Raw genomic sequence first — 3,142 nt, forward strand, 5'->3', positions numbered from 1 at the left:
ACCTCACGCAAGCCCGCGAAACACTCCGGCGCCTCCCCCGCCAGCACCCGGAACGACCCCGCCGTCACATGAACCGACGACACACCCTCAGCCACGAACCCGCGTATCTGCCTGGCATCGACAACACCGGGATCGGCAAGCACCACACGCCCACCCGCAGCCAACGGCACCCACAACTCGAACAACGACACATCAAACGCATGCGGCGCATGCATCAACACCGCATCATGCGAGTCCACACGCCACTCACGCTCACCGACCAGCGCGGCCACGGCGGCATGCGGCACCGCCACGCCCTTCGGCACCCCGGTCGACCCCGACGTGTACATCACATACGCCACATCAGCCGCAGCCACAGGAACCCGGCACTCATCGGCACACCCGGCCAGCTCGGCCACCGTGGCGGGCTCATCCATTACTACGACTCGCACACCAGCACCCTCCGGCACCACCGCACGCGTCGCCTTTGAACACACCACCACCGCCGGAGCACAGTCCCCCAACACCAGCGACACCCGCTCGGCCGGAGAACCCGCGTCCACCGGCACATACGCCGCCCCCGCACGCCACACCCCCAGCAGCACCGCCACCAGGTCCACGGACCGCTCCATCACCACCGCGACCCGATCACCACCAACCCGGCCGGAACCCCGTTCCCCACCGCGCTCGACCCGTCCAGCACGGCAGCACGCTCCACCGCACCCAGCACACCCACCCGCCCCACCAGCACCGACGGATCCCCGACGACCTGCTCAAGGACCGCAAAGAACCTGGTGAGCACCGACTCGGCGGTGTCGCGGTCGAACAGGTCGGGTCGGTAGTCGAGCTTGCAGCGCATCGGGGTGCCCGGGGCCACGACGAGCGTGTAGGGGTAGTGCGCCGTCTCCTCACCGGCCATCACCCGCAGGTCGAAGGAGTCCTGGGCGGCTGCCCGGGCCGGGGTGCGCGGGTAGTTCTCGTAGACGAGGAGCGTGTCGAAGGTCGCGCCGGGACCGGTGAGTTGCTGGATCTCGGACAGGCCGAGGTGCTGATGGCCGATCAGGTTCTTCTGCCGCTCCTGGAGTTCGGCGAGCATCCGCACGACCGGCTGCGCGCCGTCCAGGCGCACCCGCACGGGAACGGTGTTGATGAACAGGCCCACCATCGACTCCACGCCCGGCAGTTCCGCCGGGCGGCCGGCCACGGTCGCGCCGAACACGACGTCCGTACGGCCGGACAGCCGAGCCAGCACCAACGCCCAGGCGCCCTGGACCACCGTGTTCACGGTGAGGCCGTGCCGACGGGCGAAGGACGTCACCTCCTCGGCCAAGCGTGCGGGTACCTCGCGGGTGAGGATCTCGGGGGCCAAAGGTGCCCGACCCGGGGCAGCGGGAGCCACCAAGGTCGGCTCCTCCGCGCCGGCCAGGTCCTCCTGCCATGCGGCGCGTGCAGCGTTCTTGTCCTGGCGGCCGAGCCACACCAGGTAGTCCCGGTACGAGACGGGCGCCGGCAGGACCGCACTGTCGCCGTCGGCCGCGTACAGCTCCCTCAGTTCCCTCAGCAGCACGGGCAGGGACCAGCCGTCCATGAGGACGTGGTGGCTGGTGAGCACCAGGCGGTGCCGACGCTCACCCAGCTTGATCAGCAGCAGTCGCAGCAGCGGCGGAACCGCGAGCTGGAACCGCTCCGCCCGCTCGGCCTGGGCCAGTTTGTCCAGACCTGCCGCCACTTCGGCCTCGGGAAGTCCGGAGAGGTCGGCTTCGCGCCACGGCAGTACGACTTCCCGGGCGATGACCTGCATCGCCTCTCCCGACTTGCGTCGCCGGAAGCCCGCCCGCAGCGCCGGGTGCCGGGCCAGGAGGGTCTCCCACGCCGTCCGCAGCCGCCGCGCGTCCAGCGGTCCGGTCAGGTCGAACAGCCGCTGGCCCTGGTAGACGTCGGGTCCCTGGTCGTCGAAGGCGGCGTGGAACAGCAGGCCCTCCTGAAGCGGAGACAGGGGCCACACGTCCTCGACTGCGGATCGGGTCATCGCTTCTCTCCTCAAGGCGCTCAAGGCGTGGTGTCCGGTCAGGAGACGCCGCCGGTGAATCCGGCTTCGAGCTCGTCCACCTCGTCCTGCGCGAGGTCGACGAGCGGGAAGTCGGAGGACGTGTGACCGCCCGCCACGGGGCTGGTCGTGTGCGCGGCGAGTCCGGCGAGCAGGGCCAGCCATGCCCGGCCCAGTTCCTCGACCGCTGTTTCGTCGAGGACCGTCGCCGGGCGGCTCAACGTGAGCTTCAGCTCGGGACCGTCGACGCCGTCGTGTACGACGGCGCCCGCGTCCAGGGTGTGCAGTGCGGGCATGTCCGGGCCGGCCGAGCCGCCGATCGCGGTCTGTCCGCTCAGCTGCCAGGGTTCGTCGGCGGTGGACTGCTGGCGGCCGGCTGTGGTGAACCGTCCCAGGTAGTTGAAGCCGATCTGCGGGACCGGCAGTCCCGACATGACGGCACTTGTCTGCGGGTTGAGGTACCGCAGCAGGCCGTAGCCCAGGGCGTCACCACCCGGCAGCGAGCGCACCTGCTCCTTGACGGTCTTCAGCAGCAAGCCTGCCGCCGCGCCGCCGTCCTGGGCCTCTTCCAGGTCTACGCCGGTGACGTCCAGCCGCACCGGGTGGGTGCTGGTGAACCAGCCGACCGTGCGCGACAGATCCGTACCGGCAACCGTTTCGCGACCGTGTCCCTCGACGTCGACCAGCAGACCGCTCGCGAACTCCGGACGCCGGCGCGCCACCGCCCCCGCCAGCGCGGCGAGCAGCACCTCATGCACACCGCAGTGGAAGAGGGCCGGCGTCTCGCCGACGAGTGTGTGTGCCTGGGCCGGGGGTACCGTCCAGGTCCGGTGGACGAGGGTCGACACCGTGTCTCGCTTCGGGTCGAACTCACCTGGTACCAGTGGCTGTTCAGCCTCGCCGAGTTCGTCGGTCCAGTGTTGTAGCTCGGAGACTCGGCTGTCCGAGGTGGCCTGGTGGGTCAGAAGGGTGGCCCATTGCTTGAACGACGTTGCCACGGGGTCGAGTTCGGGTGTGCGGCCTGCGGCTGCGGCCTCGCAGGCGGACTGAAGGTCCGGCAGCAGGATCCGCCACGACACCCCGTCCACCACCAGGTGGTGCGCCACCAGCACCAGC

Annotated in this window: 3 protein-coding genes; all 3 read right to left on the reverse strand. The window is 70.1% G+C overall.

Going from position 1 to position 3,142, the window contains the following annotated elements; all coding sequences use genetic code 11:
- Positions 1–599 (reverse strand): AMP-binding protein (locus tag IF78_RS50280; protein ID WP_244889811.1); only part of this gene is annotated, 599 nt, incomplete at its 3' end.
- Between the two features lie 11 nt (positions 600–610).
- Positions 611–2,008, reverse strand: coding sequence for a condensation domain-containing protein (locus IF78_RS44645; protein WP_051828697.1), 1,398 nt, complete (start codon positions 2,006–2,008; stop codon positions 611–613).
- 38 nt (positions 2,009–2,046) lie between these two features.
- On the reverse strand, positions 2,047–3,142 hold a 1,096-nt coding region (locus tag IF78_RS0142685; RefSeq protein WP_031488131.1), incomplete at its 5' end, for a condensation domain-containing protein.

This window comes from Streptomyces bicolor (assembly GCF_000719285.1).
Taxonomy (GTDB): Bacteria; Actinomycetota; Actinomycetes; order Streptomycetales; family Streptomycetaceae; genus Streptomyces; species Streptomyces bicolor.

Bases quoted from the DNA above. Each gene is read 5' to 3' on its own strand.
- IF78_RS44645 (WP_051828697.1), bottom strand. From the start codon at position 2,008: ATGACCCGATCCGCAGTCGAGGACGTGTGGCCCCTGTCTCCGCTTCAG.